Origin of the sequence: Cryptosporangium sp. NPDC051539 (assembly GCF_044454545.1) — a bacterium.
GTDB lineage: Bacteria > Actinomycetota > Actinomycetes > Mycobacteriales > Cryptosporangiaceae > Cryptosporangium.
Map to the genome: position 1 here is coordinate 112,643 of NZ_JBITDV010000019.1, position 16,146 is coordinate 128,788.

Consider the following 16,146-nt stretch of genomic DNA (forward strand, 5'->3'; position numbering starts at 1 on the left):
TATCGCATGACCCGTCACATCCTCACTGCGGTCGCGTGGCCTTATGCCAATGGCCCGCGGCACATCGGCCACGTCTCCGGATTCGGCGTTCCTTCCGACGTCTTCAGCCGGTACCAGCGCATGGCGGGCAACAAGGTCCTGATGGTCTCCGGTACCGACGAGCACGGGACGCCGATCCTGGTCCAGGCCGAGCAGGAGGGCGTGACCGCCCGCGAGCTCGCCGACCGCTACAACCGGGTGATCGTCGACGACCTCCAGGGCCTCGGGCTGAGCTACGACCTGTTCACCCGCACCACCACCCGTAACCACTACGCGGTGGCCCAGGAGCTGTTCAAGACCCTGCACCGCAACGGGTACATGATCGAGAAGACCACGAAGGGCGCGATCAGCCCGTCCACCGGCCGCACGCTGCCCGACCGCTACATCGAGGGCACCTGCCCGATCTGCGGCTACCCGAGCGCGCGCGGCGACCAGTGCGACAACTGCGGCAACCAGCTCGACCCCACCGACCTCATCGACCCGCGCTCGCGGATCAACGGCGAGGTGCCGAAGTTCGTCGAGACCGAGCACTTCTTCCTCGACCTGCCCGCGCTGGCCGAGGCGCTCGGATCCTGGCTGCAGACGCGCACCGACTGGCGGCCGAACGTCCTGAAGTTCTCGCTGAACCTGCTCGACGACCTCAAGCCGCGGGCGATGACCCGCGACATCGACTGGGGTGTCCCCGTACCGCTCGAAGGCTGGGAAAACAATCCCAACAAGCGGCTCTACGTCTGGTTCGACGCGGTCATCGGGTACCTCTCGGCGTCGATCGAGTGGGCGCGTCGCTCCGGTGAGCCCGACGCCTGGAAGTCCTGGTGGTGCAACCCCGAGGCGTCCTCGTTCTACTTCATGGGCAAGGACAACATCACGTTCCACTCGCAGATCTGGCCGGCCGAGCTCCTCGGTTACAACGGCCTGGGCGCGAAGGGCGGCACGCCGGGGGAGTACGGCACGCTCGAGCTGCCGACCGAAGTCGTCTCCAGCGAGTTCCTCACGATGGAGGGCAAGAAGTTCTCCTCGTCCCGCCGGGTCGTCATCTACGTGAACGACTTCCTGTCCCGGTACGACGCCGACGCGCTGCGGTACTTCATCGCCGCCGCCGGGCCGGAGACCCAGGACACCGACTTCACCTGGAGCGAGTTCCGCCGCCGCAACAACGACGAGCTCGTCGCCGGCTGGGGCAACCTGGTCAACCGCTCGATCTCGATGGCCGCGAAGAACGTCGGGGCCATCCCGACTCCGGGCACGCTCACCGAGGCCGACGCGACGCTGCTCGACACGTCCAAAGCCGCGTTCGGAACGGTCGGCGCCCTCCTCGAACGGTCGCGGTTCAAGGCGGCGCTCGGCGAAACGATGCGCGTGGTCGGCGAAGCGAACAAGTACCTCTCCGATCAGGCCCCGTGGGCCATGAAGGACTCGGCGCAGGTCGAACGGCGCGACACCGTCCTCTACACCGCGCTGCAGGTGGTCGACGACTGCAAGGCGTTGCTGACGCCGTTCCTGCCGCACTCGGCGCAGAAGATCCACGAGCTGCTCGGCGAGACCGGCACCTGGTCGGGCGAGCCGGAGGTCCGCGAGGTCACCGAAATAGGCGGGCCGGACTACCCGGTGATCCAGGGGGACTACGCGGCCGCGCAGGCCCGGTGGGCGTCCCGGCCGATCGAGGTCGGCCGTCCGCTCGCGCCGCCGAAGCCGGTGTTCAAGAAGCTCGACGAGTCGATCGTGGAGGAAGAGATCGGCCGCCTGGAGGGCGAGTGAGTCCTCGCGAAGGCACCCTGCCGCCGGATCCGGAGCCGCTGAGCACTCCGGTCCTCGACAGCCACACGCACCTCGACTTGCAGGACGGCGACCCCGCCGCGGCCCTCGCCCGGGCCGCGGCGGTGGGCGTCACCCGGGTGATCCAGGTCGGGTGCGACGTCCCGTCGTCGATCTGGGCCGCCGACCTGGCAGCCGCCCACCCGACGGTGTCGGCCGCCGTTGCCCTGCACCCCAACGATGCTCCCGGACAATCCGATCTGGACGCCGCCCTGCGCGCGATCGAGGCGCTGGCGACGCGGGCCGAGGTGCGCGCGATCGGGGAGACCGGGCTCGACTACTACCGGACCGGTCCGGACGGCGTGAAGGCGCAGGAACACTCGTTCCGCGCGCACGTGCAACTGGCCAAGCAGTACGACAAGGCGCTGGTCATCCACGACCGGGACGCGCACGAGGACATCTTCCGGGTACTCGAGTCGGAGGGCGCGCCGGAGCGGGTGGTTTTCCACTGCTATTCGGGTGACGCCGACATGGCGCGGCGGTGCGCCGAGCGCGGCTGGGTGATGAGCTTCGCCGGCAACGTCACGTTCAAGAACGCGCAAGGCTTGCGGGACGCCGCGGCGGTGGCGCCGAGGGAACTTCTGCTGGTCGAGACGGATGCGCCCTTCCTCACGCCGATGCCGTACCGGGGGCGGCCGAACGCCCCGTACCTGATCCCGATCACGCTCCGGGCGATCGCCGACGTGCGGGGCGAGGACGTCGACGAACTGGCCGCCGCGATGATGGCCACCGGCACCCGGATCTTCGGCCCGATCGCCTAGCCCGAGCAGCCGGACGCCCCGGTCCCGGCGGCGTAAGCGCCGGCGCGGGCGGCGGCTGCGGCCGCCTCGGCCGCCGCCTCCGCGTGCTCGGGCTCGACCGCGCCCCCGGTCACCAGGCGGTAGTACAACGGCGCGGACACCGCCCGGATCACCTCTCCGGGATCGGTGTCCGCGGGCAACTCGCCCCGCCGCACGGCGGCCTCCACGCACGGCGCCCACTCCGCCACCCGCACCTCGTAGAACTGCCGCAAGGCCGCCGCCGTCCCCTCGTCGGTCAGGGCCGCGGCCAGGATCGCCCGGAACAAGCGGCCCTGCCGGTCGTCGGCCAGCGTGCCCTGCACCAGCGCCGCGTTCGCCCGCAGATCACCCGCCAGCGACCCGGTGTCGGCGCGCCCCACCGACGACGACGCCATCTCGGTCAGCAGGTCCGCGACCAGCGCCGGCACGGTTCCCCACCGCCGGTACACCGTCGTTTTCCCCACGACGGCCCGGCGCGCGACGTCGGCCAGATCGAGACCGGCGAAACCCACGCCGATCAGCGCGTCCTCGGCCGCCCGCAGCACCGCGGCGCGCACGCGGGCCGTGCGGCCTCCCGGCCTCTCGGTCATTAAAGGAACTCCAGTTCCATTAGCGTGGTAACTTCTAATGGAACTGTAGTCCCCTTAAGGAGTGGCTCATGGAGTATCGGCGAATCGGAGGCCTCGACGTCTCGGCCCTGAGCTTCGGCGCAGGCACGTTCGGCGGCCGGGGCCCGCTGTTCGGCGCCTGGGGCAGCACCGACGTCCAGGAGGCCCGCCGCCTGGTCGGCCTTTGCCTCGACGCGGGAGTCACGATGTTCGACACCGCCGACGTCTACTCGGACGGCGCCTCCGAGGAGGTCCTCGGCGCGGCGATCAAGGGCCGTCGGGACGCCGTCCTGCTCTCCACCAAGGCCGGGCTGCCGATCGGCGACGGCCCGAACGAAGCCGGCACCTCCCGCCGTCGCCTGGTGCACGCCGCCGAAGCGGCTCTGCGTCGTCTGCAGACCGACGTCATCGACGTGTTCCACCTGCACGCGTTCGACGCCTGCACACCGATCGAAGAGGTGCTCTCCACGCTCGACGAGCTGGTCCGGGCGGGCAAGATCCGCTACGTCGGGGTGTCCAACTTCGCCGGCTGGCAGCTGATGAAATCCTTGGCGATCGCCGACCGCCACGGCTGGCCCCGTTACGTCGTCCACCAGGTGTACTACTCGCTCGTCGGCCGCGACTACGAGTGGGAACTGATGCCGCTCGCCGCCGACCAGGGCCTCGGCGCCACGGTCTGGAGCCCACTCGGCTGGGGCCGCCTCACCGGCCGCATCCGCCGTGGCGCCCCGCTTCCGGAGACGAGCCGGCTGCACGACACCGCGGACTTCGGCCCTCCGGTCGCCGACGAAGACGTCTACCGCATCGTCGACGCCCTGGACGAGATCGCCGCGGAAGTCGACAAGACCGTGCCCCAGGTGGCCCTCAACTGGCTCCTGCGACGCCCGACCGTGTCCTCGGTCCTCATCGGTGCCCGTAACGAGGAGCAACTGCGCGACAACCTCGGTGCGGTCGGCTGGAACCTCACCGCTGACCAGGTGCGACGGCTCGACGTGGCGAGTTTTCGTCACGCTCCGTATCCGTACTTCCCGTACGAACGGCAAGCGGCATTCGCGCGCAGGAACCCTTCGATCGTCGGGTGATCACCGCCACGAAAACGGCCAGGAACCCCGTTACAAACCGGACCTCACACGGATTGTATGTCCCGATAGTCCGTGCATGAGAGGGTGGCCGGTTGCAAAAACCCCACGTATGGTGGCGCGTCGGGTCACTGGGGGATACCTAGCGGCTCGAATCGCCGGGATGGACCGCAGTCGCATTACCGTCCTGCCCGGGTCCTCAGAGGTCTGGAGCAGGGTGCAAGACCGCTCGCCACGCGCGAAAAAAGTAGCTACCGGTATCAAGATCGCCTCGGTCGCGGCGTTACTCGTCGGGGGAGGTGCCTGGGTCGCCACCGATCGCGCAGTCACCCTCCGTGTAGACGGGGAACAGCAGACGGTGCACACCCACGCGGACGACGTCCGTGGTGTGCTCGCCGCCGCCGACGTGAAGGTCGGCGACCGTGACGAGGTCGTCCCGGCCCTCGACTCCGAGGTCCGTCGCGGCGACACGATCGAGATCGACCGGGCCCGCAAGCTCAAGGTCACGGTGGACGGTGCGACCCGCGAAGTCTGGGTCACCGCGCCCACCGTGGACGAGGCTCTCGACGAGCTCTCCATGGGACGGCGCGACATCAAACTGTCCGCGTCACGCCATTCCCGCCTTCCCCTCGACGGTGCCGTGCTCAGCGTCCGCACGCCGAAGCAGGTGACTCTGACGGCAGACGGCCGGACGACCACCGCCACCACCTACGCGTCCACCGTGGACGAACTGCTCGACGAGCGCGGACTCGCGCTGGACGGCGACGACAAGTCGACACCGGCGGTCGCGTCGGTCCTGGCGTCCGGGCAGAAGATCGTCGTGCAGCGGATCGCGACGAAGAGCGTGACGCAGACCGTCACCGTGCCTTCGCCGGTCACGTCGCGCAGCGACTCGAGCATGACGTCGGGCACGAAGCGCGTCGTGACCCGCGGCCGCTCCGGCAGCGCCCGTCAAGTCGTGCGGTACGTCTACACGGACGGAAAGGTGACCAGCAAAGAGGTCATCTCCAAGACCGTGGTGACCGCGCCGACGACGACCGTGGTCATGAAGGGCACGAAGAAGAAGGTCACGAAGTCGTACCCGACCAGCGGTAACGGGTTGAACTGGGCCGCGCTGGCCAAGTGCGAGTCCGGCGGGAACCCGTCCGCGGTCTCGCCCGGCGGCACCTACCACGGGCTGTACCAGTTCAGCGTGGGTACCTGGACGCGGATGGGCGGCAGCGGCCTGCCCAGCCAGGCGTCGGCCTCCGAACAGACGATGCGGGCGCAGATGCTCTACTCCGCGTCCGGTGCCGGACAGTGGCCGGTCTGCGGGTCCCGCCTGTTCAGTTAGGGTCGCTGGCGTGTCCAGTGACGAAGGCCTGCTCGGCCCGGCGGAGATCAGAGCGCTGGCGGAGCGGCTCGGGGTCCGTCCCACCAAGACCCTCGGGCAGAATTTCCTGCACGACCCGAACACGATTCGACGCATCGTCCGGACCGCGGAAATCGGTCCGGACGATGTCGTGCTGGAGGTCGGTCCCGGCCTCGGCTCGCTGACCCTCGGGCTGCTCGGCGCCGCGTCGGCGGTGGTGGCGGTCGAGATAGACCCGGTGCTCGCCGGGGCGTTGGCCGCCACGGTCGGCGACCGCCTGCCGGACCGCGCCGATCGGCTCACCGTCGTCCATGCGGACGCTCTGCGCGCGGACGTCAAAGGGGAACCGACCGCCCTGGTCGCGAACCTGCCGTACAACATCGCCGTCCCGGTCGTGCTGCACCTGCTCGAGACCGTGCCGTCGCTGCGGACCGGGCTGGTGATGGTGCAGGCCGAGGTGGCCGACCGGCTCGCGGCGCCCCCCGGGTCGCGCACGTACGGCGTCCCGAGCGCCAAGGCCGCCTGGTACTCCGCGGTGACGAAGGCCGGTTCGGTGCCACGGGCGGTGTTCTGGCCGGTGCCCAACGTGGACTCGGGTCTCGTCCGGCTGGTGCGGAGGGAGCCCCCGGTGGGCGCGTCACGCAAGGAGACGTTCGCCGTCGTGGACGCGGCGTTCGCACAACGACGCAAGACGCTGCGCGCGGCACTCGCCGGGTGGGCCGGTGGAGCCGATCGGGCCGAGCAGGCGCTGGTCGCCGCCGGGGTGTCGCCGACGGCCCGGGGGGAGACGGTGGACGTCGCGACGTTCGCGCGGATCGCCGCCGCCCGAGTCTAATCGGACTTACTTTCCTAAAAGTAGTAAATAGAGCATACAGTGCTAATCTCCCCCCGAAGTGTGAGTCTGAATGACCACTTTCGGGGGGAACAAGCATGCGAAGACTGGCATCCGATCGGGCGCGACGAGGGTTGGCGTTGGTCGCCGGGGCCACCCTCGCTGTCGCGCTCGTCGGCGTACCGGCACCGGCACTGGCGTCGCCGCCGACGATCACCGTCGCACCTGTCGCCGAGGCCACGCCCACCGGCTCGGACGTCCAACTCGGCGTCACGGCCGCACCCACCGACGACGGATCGCTCACCTACCAGTGGCAGTACGAGCTGCTCAAGGGCTCCGGCCTCTGGCTGCCCGCGCTGGGGTCGGTGGACGTTCTCGGTATCGGCTACACCGGCGCCGACACCAGCACGCTGAGCATCAAGAACGCGACGTCCGCGCTGAACAACATCGGTCTGCGCGTCGTCGTCGGCAGTTCGAACGGCGGGTCGACGACGTCGGACTCGGTCAGCCCGATCGTCGGGGACCCGCCGCTGATCAGCAGCGTCTCCCAGACCGAGTCGAGGGTCGTGACCGGTGGGAGCGTCCATCTGACCTCCACCGTTCCGGTCGGCATGACGCCGCTGGGCTACAGCTGGCAGGTGCTGCGTCCGCAGACCGCGCTTCTCACCGCCCCGCGCTGGACGTCGCTGACCAACAGCTCGACGGTCTCCGGCGCGCGCACCGGGACGCTCCTGCTCTCGAACCTGACGTCCGAACTCGCGAAGAACTCGTACCGCCTGGTGGTCACGAACCCGGTCGGTGTCGACATCTCCGACCCGGTCAAGATCGACGTCGGGATCAAGCCGACCGTCACCAACCCGACCGACCAGACCGCGGTCGACGGCAACGCGACGCTGACCTCGACCGTCAGCGGCAACCCGGTGCCGGCGGTGAAGTGGCAGCGACGGGTCTCGGCCAACAGTCTCTGGCTGGACGTGGCGTCGGAGAACGCGGCGACCAGCTTCGCGGACGGCGTCGCCACGCTGAAGCTGTCCAAGCTGACGACCGCCGACAGCGGCGCCCAGTACCGGGTCGTCGCGTCGAACGTCTACGGCGAGAGCGCGCAGTCGGACCCGGCCACGCTGACGGTCGCCGGCTCGAAGCCGACGGTCTCGAACCCGGTCGACAAGCTCGCGATCGGGGGTGGCGTCACGCTGTCGGTCACCGCGACCGGCGACCCGGCGCCGACCGTGACCTGGCAGCGGCGCTCGCCCGCGAGCGGGTCGCAGTGGGAGGACCTGGCGGGGCTCGGAACCTCCGTGCCTGCCGGTTCTTCCGGCATCACGGCGTCGTTGCCGCTGTCGGGCCTGACCTCGGTGCTGAGCGGTTCCCGGTACCGGGCGGTCGCGAAGAACACGATCGACACGGTGGTCTCCGACGCGGCGACCGTGACCGTGGGCGCGTCGCCGACCGTGACGAACCCGGCCGACAAGATCGCCTCGGCCGGCGCGGCGTCGCTCTCGGTGAACGTGACCGGTGATCCGGCTCCGACCGTGACCTGGCAGCGGCGTGCGCCGGGCGGGTCGACGTGGGAGGACCTGTCGGTGTCCGGGACCGTTTCCGCCGGGGTGGCGACGTTGCCGCTCTCCGGGCTGTCGTCGTCGTCCAACGGTGCCCGCTACCGGGCGGTCGTGAAGAACACGGTCGGCCAGGTCGTGTCCGACGCCGCGACGTTGACCGTGGGTACCGCGGCGGACGTGTCCAACCCGGCCGCGCAGACGGCGGCGCTCGGTGCGGCCACGTTCTCCGCGACCGTGTCGGGTGATCCGACGCCGACCACGCGCTGGCAGGTGCTCGGCACCTCGACCAATGCACGGTGGACGAACGTTCAGCTGGGCAGCGGGGCGCTCGCCGCGCAGGTCGGCAATCTGGCCACGCTGACGCTGACCGGCCTGACGAAGGACCAGAACGGCAACCGGTACCGGGTCGTGGCGACCAACGGTGTGGACACGCCCGCGGTGTCGGACTCGGCGATGCTGACCGTGGCGAGTTCACCGCTGTCGGTCACCAACCCGGCGTCCACCGTCACCGGTGCGACGAACGGCGCGGTGTCGTTGTCGGTGTCGCTCGGGGGTGACCCGGCGCCGACCGTCCAGTGGCAGCAACTGGCGCCGACGCTGGGTGCGACGTGGACCCCGATGACCAATGGCAGCGGGGTCAGCGGCGTGACGTCCGCGACGCTGAACCTGTCGGCGTTGACCAGCGCGCGGAGCGGATATCGCTACCGGGCGGTAGCGACGAACGGCTCGGAGACCGCGACGTCGCAGCCGGCGCTGCTCACGGTTCTGTAGCCGGAATCACCACCGCGGGATCCCCGGAATCGGGGATCCCGCGGTGGTGAACGGCGTTTACAAAACCTACTGATGTGTCCGTTTGGGCGGGACCGCCTAAAAAATTTGTCAGGCGCAGGCGACGTTAATAACTCAATAAGTCCGATATGTCAGGAAAGTGCTAGCGTGCGTCGAGACTCCCGATCACCGTCGGGAGGGGGTTACACATCATGGGGGGAACCAGCATGGGGGTACATGCACGCCGTGCCGCCCGCCGCACGACGCCACTGGTGGCGGCTGCGGCGGGCATCGGTACGGTCGCGGCAATGCTCGCAGCACCGCTACCAGCCTCAGCCGACACGTACATCGCAGACCCGACTTACGGCAAGACCAGCACTTCGGATTCGAACTGGGACCGCGCCGCCCTCGGCGGATACACCGACACCTTGGGCATCGACGCGGTCACGATCTCCGGGCAGTCGACCCGGTACGTGCTCGGTCAGCGGATGGGCGGCGGCGATCCACGGCCGTTCCACATCAACCGGTTCACCGCCGCCGGTGTGCTGGACACCACCTTCGACAGCGACGGTGACTACACCTACATCCCGGGTACGGGCGTCGCGGCGAACATTCCGGCGACTTTCACCGCGACCAAGCTGACCACCAACGGGACCGACCTGTTCATCACCGGCACAGCGGTCGTCAGCGGCGTCATGAACATCGTCGTGGTGAAGGTGCTGGCGGCGACCGGAGCGCTGGACACGAGCTTCGACGTCGACGGCATCGCGTTCATCGCGACCGGCCTTGCGAGCACCACCTACGCCGGGAACTTCTACGTCGTCGACGTCGCCAGCCCCGGCGCGGTGACGGTGGCGGTCTCCGCGTCCGCGGGTGCGGTGCACGACAACCGCATCTACCAGCTGACCGCGCTCGGTGCCGCGGCGGCCGGCGCCGGGTTCAGCGGCAGCGGCCAGGCGACGCTGCCGGGAGCGGTGGCGACCGCCATGTCGCTCGGCGGCATCACCGTCCTCGCCAGCAACAAGATCGCCGGCACCGCACAGGTCGCCGGCACGGCGTCCGACAGCACGTCGGTCGTCTACCAGCTGCTCAGCACCGGCGCCGTCGACACCGCGTTCGTCGGTGGCGGGGCCGTGCAGGGGCAGTCCGTCGATCTGGACACCAAGTTCGACTCGATGTCCTGGTACAACGAGGGTCTCGGTGACCTGGTGGAAGGCACCACCCCGGGACTGCTGGTGATCTCCGGCGGGGCGGGGAACAACCTGTTCCTGGCGCGGGTCAGCGCCACCGGCACGGTGGACACCACGTTCAACGACACCGGCATTTCGGACACCGTCACCAGCGGCTGCACGGGCAACGACCCGGAGCTCGCGTACAGCACGATCGGCGCACCCAGCGCCCGGTACTGGCTGACGAACGACTGCGGGAGCAACGGCGAGGTGTTCCGCTACCGGACCTCCGGGGCGGCCGACGCCGCGTTCGGCACCGGCGGCCTCGTCCGGCTGTCGCCGAGCGACTTCGGCTTCAACGGCAGCGTGACCGCCGAGCCGGCGACGTTCGCCGCGAACGGCGACGTCGTCGTGGGTGCCGGAACGATCAGCACGGTGGTGAGCCAGCCGCAGTACGACATCGCCGGCTGGCGGATCGTCGCCTCGACGCCGGCATCGATCACCACTCAGCCGAATAGCCAGTCGGTCGCGGTCAACGCCAACCCGACGTTCACCGTGGTCGTCGCCGGTAGCCCGACCCCGACCGTGCAGTGGCAGAGCGCGGCGCCCGGATCGGACAACTTCTCCGACCTGACCGACGGGTTCGGCATCAGCAACTCCGCCACCGCCACCCTGACGGTGTCGGGCGTGGTCGCTGGTCAGAACGGCACGCGCTACCGCGCGAGGGTGTCCAACGGCGGCGCGCCGATCTTCTCCAGCCCGGCGACGCTGTCGATCATCGGTACCCCCGAGGTCGTCAGCCAGCCGGCCAACCGGAGCACCTCCGCCGACGGCCCGTCGGTGACGTTCACGACCGGCTACATCGGCAACACGCCGATCACCGCGTCGTGGGAGATGAAGTCCGGCGACGGCGACTGGAAGTCGCTGTCCGGCAGCTGGTACAGCGTGTCCAGCGGTACTGGCACGACGAGCCTGACCGTCAACCACCCGCCCAAGTCCCTCGACGGGACCTGGTACCGGGTGACGCTGGTCAACGCGCTGGGCCGCACGATGTCGCTGCCGGCGACGCTCGAGGTCACCGGCGACAAGCCGACTCCGCCGACCAACGTGGCCTGGGCGGACTACGACGGTGACGGCAAGTCCGACATCGCCACGTTCCGGCCGAGCGACGGTTCGTTCAACTGGATGAAGACCCAGGAGAAGTTCGGCAAGGCCGGTGACAAGGCCATCGTCGGTAACTTCGACAGCGACAAGGCCTCTGACATGGCGGTCGTCCGGGGCAACACGTGGATGATCGACCACGAGGACCCGGTGGCGTTCGGCCTGGCCACCGACTGGCCGGTCTCGGGCGACTTCGACGGTGACGGCAAGACCGACATCGCCGTCTTCCGTCCGTCGAACGGCACCTGGTACGGCCAGGGCTGGAAGCCGGTGCAGTACGGCGCCAAGGGTGACATCCCGGTGGTGGCCGACTACGACGGTGATGGTTCGGACGACTTCGCGGTCTTCCGTCCGTCGAACGCCACTTGGTACATCAAGGGCATGAAGGCCATCAAGTGGGGCGCCAAGGGCGATATCCCGCTGCGGGGTGACTGGAACGGCGACGGCAGCGACGACATGGTCGTCTTCCGTCCGTCGAACGCCACCTGGTACTTCTACGGTGGCAAGGGCGTCCGTTGGGGCCGCGGCTCCGACATCCCGCTGGCCGGCGACTTCGACGGTGACGGCACCAACGACTTGGCGCTGTTCCGTCCGTCGGAGAACAAGTGGTACTTCGCCGACGAGTCGATGGAGACCGTGCAGTTCGGCAAGGCCGGCGACTGGCCGCTGCCTCGTTGATGAAACGACGCTGAGCTAGTCCCGCGGGGCCCACCCTCTACCAGGGGGTGGGCCCCGTTCGCGTTTCGCCGGAATCCGGCCGGCGGCGCCCGGCAGAACGCGTGCGGACCTCTGGGGCGGGGCGTCCGCAGGTCGGCCGGTAGCCTGGACGCGCACGCCCGTTCGATCGAGGAGTATTCCGCTGACCGTTTCGTCCCGTTCCGCGGTCCGCGTGCGGGTCCCGGCCAAGATCAACCTGCACCTGGGCGTCGGGCCGCTCCGTGAGGACAACTTCCACGATGTGGCGACCGTTTTCCATGCGGTGTCACTCGTCGACGAGCTGACCCTCGAAGCCGGCCCGCCCGGCATCACCCTCGTCCTCGAGCAGCCCGACGACCGCGTTCCCGCCGACAGCACCAATTTGGCCGTGCGCGCCGTCCGGAAACTGGCCGACCACGTGAACCTCGAGCCGGCGGTCACGATCCGCCTGCGCAAAGGCATCCCGGTGGCCGGCGGCATGGCCGGTGGATCCGCCGACGCGGCCGCCGCGCTGATCGCCGGTGATGCGCTCTGGAACCTCGCGCTCCCGCCCGAGACGATCCACCGGCTCGCCGCCGAGCTCGGCTCCGACGTCCCGTTCGCGCTCTACGGCGGTGACGCACTGGGCACCGGCCGGGGCGAGCAGCTCACCCCGCTGACCCACCCGTACCGCCGCCACTGGGTGCTGGCGGTGGCGGGCGAGGGCCTGTCGACGCCGGCCGTCTACGCCGAGACCGATCGCCTCGGCGGTACGAGAGCCTCCGACCCCGATCCGGTCATCAAGGCGCTGGGCGACCCGAACCCGGACGCACTCGCCGGCGCACTCTGCAACGACCTGCAAGACGCGGCGCTCTCGCTCCGACCCGAGCTGCACGACGTCCTCGAGGCCGGGAAGACCGCCGGTGCGCTCCACGGCATCGTCTCCGGCTCCGGTCCGACCTGTGCGTTCCTCGCCCCCGACCCGGAGCGCGCGGAACACATCGCCAACCGGCTCCGGATCGCCGGGCTGCCCGGCGTCAGCGCCGTGCGGGTCGCCCACGGTTCGGTGGAAGGCGCGACCCTGTGGCCGTGAACCTCGTCAACCTGGAGAACGTCAGCGTCACGTTCGGCACCCGCACGCTGCTCGACCAGGTCTCCCTCGGACTCGGCGAAGGGATGCGGATCGGCGTCGTCGGGCTCAACGGCGCGGGCAAGTCCACGTTGCTCCGCCTCCTCACCAAGGAGGAGCAACCGGACTCCGGCCGGGTCACCCACCGTGGTGGCCTCCGGCTCGGTCATCTGACCCAGACGGTCAGCTTCCCCGACGACGCGCTCGTCCGCGACATCGTGCTGGGCGGCACCTTCGGCGCCGAGCACGAATGGGCGGGCGACGCGCGGATCCGGACCGTCCTCGACGGCATCGGTCTCCACACGATCGGTCTGGACGCCCCGGTGGCGCCGTTGTCGGGTGGCGAGCGCCGTCGGGTCGCGCTGGCGGCGCTGCTGATCCGCGACACCGACCTGCTCGTGCTCGACGAGCCGACCAACCATCTGGACGTCGAGGGCGTCGCGTGGCTGGCCCAGCACCTCGTGGGTCGGCGCGGCGGGCTGCTGGTCGTCACCCACGACCGGTGGTTCCTCGACGCGGTCTGCACCCGGACCTGGGAAGTCACCGACGGGGCGGTCGAGCAGTACGACGGCGGGTACGCGGCCTGGGTCCTGGCCCGGGCCGAGCGGTCCCGGCAGGCGGCCGCCTCCGAGGAGCGCAGGCAGAACCTGATGCGCAAGGAGCTGGCCTGGCTCCGGCGCGGCGCACCGGCCCGCACCAGCAAGCCCCGCTTCCGCATCGAGGCGGCGAACGCGCTGATCGCGGACGTCCCCGAGCCGCGCGACACCGTCCAGCTCAAGCGGCTGGCCGGCACCCGGATCGGCAAGCAGGTCTACGACGCCGAGAACGTGTCGCTCAGCTTCGGCGACCGCAAGATCCTCGACCGGGTGACCTGGCGGATCGGGCCCGGCGATCGGTTCGCGCTCGTCGGCGTCAACGGAGCGGGCAAAACCACGCTGCTCCGGCTGCTGGCAGGCGTCGGCCACCCCGACGAAGGAGAGGTGAAGGTCGGGAAGACGGTGAAGGCCGCCTACCTCTCGCAGGAGGTCACCGAGCTGCCCCCGGCCAAACGGGTGCTGGAGGCGGTGCAGGAGATCGCGCAGCGGCTGACGGTCGGTGACCGCGACCTGTCGGCGTCGCAGCTGGCCGAGATGTTCGGGTTCTCCTCGGCCCGGCAATGGACGCCGGTCGGCGACCTCTCCGGCGGGGAGCGGCGGCGGCTGCAGTTGCTGCGGTTGCTGATGGCCGGGCCGAACGTGCTGCTCCTGGACGAGCCGACGAACGACCTCGACATCGACACGCTCCAGTCGCTGGAAGACCTGCTCGACAGCTGGCCCGGGACACTGGTGGTGGTCAGCCACGACCGGTACCTGGTCGAGCGGGTCACCGATCAGGTGTACGCGCTGTTCGGCGACGGCGCGTTGCGGATGCTGACCGGCGGTATCGACGAGTACCTCGAACGCCGTGCGGTGGCGGCGGCCGCCGGTGCGCCGGCCGTGGCCGGACGCCCGGCGGTGGCCGCGACTCCGGCGCCCGAGTCGTCGGCCGCCGACACCCGGGCGGCCAAGAAGGAGCTCACCCGGCTGGAGCGGCAGATCTCGAAGCTCGAGGGTCGCGAGAAGACGTTGCACGATCAGATGACCGTCCACGCCACCGACTTCGAGAAGGTCGCCGAGCTGGACTCCGAGCTACGAAGCGTCCAGGCTGAACGGGAAGCGGCCGAGGAATCGTGGCTGGAGCTCTCGGAGCAGGTGTGATCCACCGCACGGATTCACCGGATTGTCGACACCTGGTCGGCAGTTCGCCGATCTGATCGGGCAGAATCTGGCCGACGACCGACGTCCGGCCGTACTACAGGGAGGCCCCGAATGTCTCACATGCCGGTCGACCATCCGCTTCGTGGCCTGTACCGGGGTCTGACGATCGTCACCGGTGCGGCGAGCATCGCGTTCGGTGGCACCGCGCTGGCCACGACGTCGGGTAACGGCTTCACCGACAACGTCGGCGAGAAGGTCTGGGGTCTCATGACCGCGAACCCGGCCCAGGGCGTGTTCTGGATCGTGGCCGGAGCGCTCGTGCTGCTGACGGCGCTGGCCGGGCGCAACGTCGACGCCAGGCTGAACGTGGTGATCGGCCCGATCCTGTGGGTCGTCGGCACGATCGGCCTCGTCCTGATCCGCAACGGCGACAACTTCCTGGCGTTCTCGGTGACCAGCGTCTGCGCGATGTACCTGCTGGGCACGCTCTGGTTCACCGCGGGCCTCTACGCGTCGGTGTCCACGGCGACGCCGGTGCGCCGCCCGACGTCCGACTCGGCCAAGGAGCCGGTGGCCGCCGCCCACTGAGCCCGCACCGCACGAGGGCGCGCACCGCACGAGGGGCACGCACCGCATGAGGGGCCCGGATCGAACTCCGGGCCCTTCGCGCTATTCCTTCCCGCGGATGCGCGGCTTGGCCTCCAAATTGGACAAACCGTTCCAGGCGAGGTTCACCAGGTGCGCGGCGACCTCCTCCTTGTTGGGCTTGCGGGCCTCCAGCCACCACTGGCCGGTGAGCGCGACCATGCCGACGAGGGCCTGTGAGTAGAGACCGGCGAGCTTGCTTTCGTAACCGCGGCTCTTGAACTCCCCGGCCAGGATGTACTCGGCCTGGCTGGCGATGTCGCTGATCAGGCTCGAGAACGTGCCGGCGGAGGTGGCGACGGGGGAGTCCCGGATCAGGATCCGGAAGCCGTCGGTCTCGTCCTCGATGTAGGTGAGGAGCGCCAGCGCGGCCTGTTCCAGCAGGATGCGCGGGTGGGCGCCGGTGAGCGCGTTCGTGATGCTGTCGAGCAGGTGGCGCATCTCGCGGTCGACGACGACGGCGTACAGGCCTTCCTTGCCGCCGAAATGCTCGTAGACCACCGGTTTGCTCACGTGGGCCCGGGTGGCGATCTCCTCGATCGACGTGGCTTCGAAACCCCGGTCGGCGAAGAGTTTGCGAGCGATCGTGAGCAGCTGTTCGCGGCGCTCCTTGCCGGTCATCCGGACCCGGGCTCCGCGGCCGGACGGGCTGCGTTCGTGGTCATCGGTCACCCCCGCATCCTCTCAGGTCGTGTGGGCGGCCCGCCCAGGACGACGCTGACAGGCGAGCGCGCCTCCTTATGGCGGGATCCCTGGGGCCCCCGCCGCGGCGCCCGCCACAGTCCGCGCCCCCCCGGGCGG

At 69.8% G+C, this 16,146-nt stretch carries 12 protein-coding genes; 10 read left to right on the forward strand and 2 right to left on the reverse strand.

The window, feature by feature from the left end; translation table 11 throughout:
• Positions 1 to 6 precede the first annotated feature (6 nt).
• Both metG and ACIBZJ_RS40540 read left to right on the forward strand, forming a co-directional pair.
• On the forward strand, positions 7 to 1,797 hold the full coding sequence (metG, locus tag ACIBZJ_RS40535) for a methionine--tRNA ligase (RefSeq protein ID WP_395938954.1): 1,791 nt from the start codon (positions 7 to 9) through the stop codon (positions 1,795 to 1,797).
• Positions 1,794 to 2,615: a TatD family hydrolase gene (locus ACIBZJ_RS40540; RefSeq protein ID WP_395938955.1), complete on the forward strand. Its 822-nt coding sequence runs from the start codon at positions 1,794 to 1,796 to the stop codon at positions 2,613 to 2,615. Before metG ends, ACIBZJ_RS40540 begins: the two co-directional genes overlap by 4 nt.
• On the opposite strand, the gene ACIBZJ_RS40545 is transcribed toward ACIBZJ_RS40540, so the two are convergent.
• Positions 2,612 to 3,223, reverse strand: a complete 612-nt coding sequence (locus ACIBZJ_RS40545) for a TetR-like C-terminal domain-containing protein (protein ID WP_395938956.1) — start codon at positions 3,221 to 3,223, stop codon at positions 2,612 to 2,614. The genes ACIBZJ_RS40540 and ACIBZJ_RS40545 overlap by 4 nt on opposite strands.
• Positions 3,224 to 3,291: 68 nt before the next feature.
• Here ACIBZJ_RS40545 and ACIBZJ_RS40550 point away from each other — a divergent pair, with 68 nt between their 5' ends.
• From ACIBZJ_RS40550 to ACIBZJ_RS40585, 8 genes are all read left to right on the forward strand, one after another.
• On the forward strand, positions 3,292 to 4,323 hold the full coding sequence (locus ACIBZJ_RS40550; protein WP_395938957.1) for an aldo/keto reductase: 1,032 nt from the start codon (positions 3,292 to 3,294) through the stop codon (positions 4,321 to 4,323).
• A 160-nt stretch (positions 4,324 to 4,483) separates the two neighbouring features.
• Positions 4,484 to 5,653, forward strand: coding sequence for a ubiquitin-like domain-containing protein (locus tag ACIBZJ_RS40555; RefSeq protein ID WP_395938958.1), 1,170 nt, complete (start codon positions 4,484 to 4,486; stop codon positions 5,651 to 5,653).
• A gap of 10 nt (positions 5,654 to 5,663) precedes the next feature.
• Positions 5,664 to 6,506, forward strand: coding sequence for a 16S rRNA (adenine(1518)-N(6)/adenine(1519)-N(6))-dimethyltransferase RsmA (gene rsmA, locus ACIBZJ_RS40560; protein ID WP_395938959.1), 843 nt, complete (start codon positions 5,664 to 5,666; stop codon positions 6,504 to 6,506).
• Positions 6,507 to 6,601: 95 nt separating this feature from the next.
• Complete coding sequence (locus ACIBZJ_RS40565; RefSeq protein WP_395938960.1) at positions 6,602 to 8,833, forward strand: immunoglobulin domain-containing protein; 2,232 nt, start codon at positions 6,602 to 6,604, stop codon at positions 8,831 to 8,833.
• Between the two features lie 305 nt (positions 8,834 to 9,138).
• Positions 9,139 to 11,838: a hypothetical protein gene (locus tag ACIBZJ_RS40570; RefSeq protein WP_395938961.1), complete on the forward strand. Its 2,700-nt coding sequence runs from the start codon at positions 9,139 to 9,141 to the stop codon at positions 11,836 to 11,838.
• 175 nt (positions 11,839 to 12,013) lie between these two features.
• Positions 12,014 to 12,928 carry a 4-(cytidine 5'-diphospho)-2-C-methyl-D-erythritol kinase gene (locus tag ACIBZJ_RS40575; protein WP_395938969.1) on the forward strand — a complete coding sequence of 305 codons (915 nt, stop codon included), beginning with the start codon at positions 12,014 to 12,016 and terminating at the stop codon, positions 12,926 to 12,928.
• Positions 12,925 to 14,700, forward strand: coding sequence for an ABC-F family ATP-binding cassette domain-containing protein (locus ACIBZJ_RS40580; RefSeq protein WP_395938962.1), 1,776 nt, complete (start codon positions 12,925 to 12,927; stop codon positions 14,698 to 14,700). Before ACIBZJ_RS40575 ends, ACIBZJ_RS40580 begins: the two co-directional genes overlap by 4 nt.
• 111 nt (positions 14,701 to 14,811) lie before the next feature.
• Complete coding sequence (locus ACIBZJ_RS40585) at positions 14,812 to 15,288, forward strand: hypothetical protein (RefSeq protein ID WP_395938963.1); 477 nt, start codon at positions 14,812 to 14,814, stop codon at positions 15,286 to 15,288.
• An 81-nt stretch (positions 15,289 to 15,369) separates the two neighbouring features.
• On the opposite strand, the gene ACIBZJ_RS40590 is transcribed toward ACIBZJ_RS40585, so the two are convergent.
• The gene (locus ACIBZJ_RS40590) at positions 15,370 to 15,966 is read right to left on the reverse strand and encodes a TetR family transcriptional regulator (RefSeq protein WP_395938970.1); all 597 of its coding nucleotides are present in this window, start codon (positions 15,964 to 15,966) and stop codon (positions 15,370 to 15,372) included.
• Positions 15,967 to 16,146 lie beyond the last annotated feature (180 nt).